Source organism: Halovibrio sp. HP20-59, from assembly GCF_033052795.2.
Taxonomy (GTDB): Bacteria; Pseudomonadota; Gammaproteobacteria; order Pseudomonadales; family Halomonadaceae; genus Vreelandella.
This window is the reverse complement of the sequence record NZ_JAWJUW020000075.1, coordinates 1-287: the sequence shown is the minus strand read 5'-3', so window position 1 is coordinate 287 and position 287 is coordinate 1. Positions and strand designations below refer to the sequence as shown.

At 64.8% G+C, this 287-nt stretch carries 1 protein-coding gene; it reads right to left on the bottom strand.

Features of this window, described 5'->3' with window-relative positions:
• On the bottom strand, positions 1-287 hold a 287-nt coding region (locus RZA33_RS19440; RefSeq protein ID WP_317509687.1), incomplete at both ends, for an MmgE/PrpD family protein.

Here is a 287-nt window from a genome sequence, read left to right as displayed (position 1 = left end):
CGCGCCGCCGACAGTCCCACGGCGTTGGCCAGTTCCTTGGGTCCGAGCCCCCAGAGGCGACCCGCAATCAACGGAGCGGCGTAAGCCATCGCACACAAAGGATGAAAGCCGCGACGCATGAAAGACACCACGTCGGTGATGCGCGCGCTGGCCTCATAGCCAACCGCGAGCGCCGTGATGAAGTCACGACCATTGCGGCCCAGGCTCTCACACAGGGCGAGCGCGGTAGGCATCAACTCACTGGGGTGCAAGGGCTCGGTGCCGAGGTAGGTGTCATTCAGGTCGAG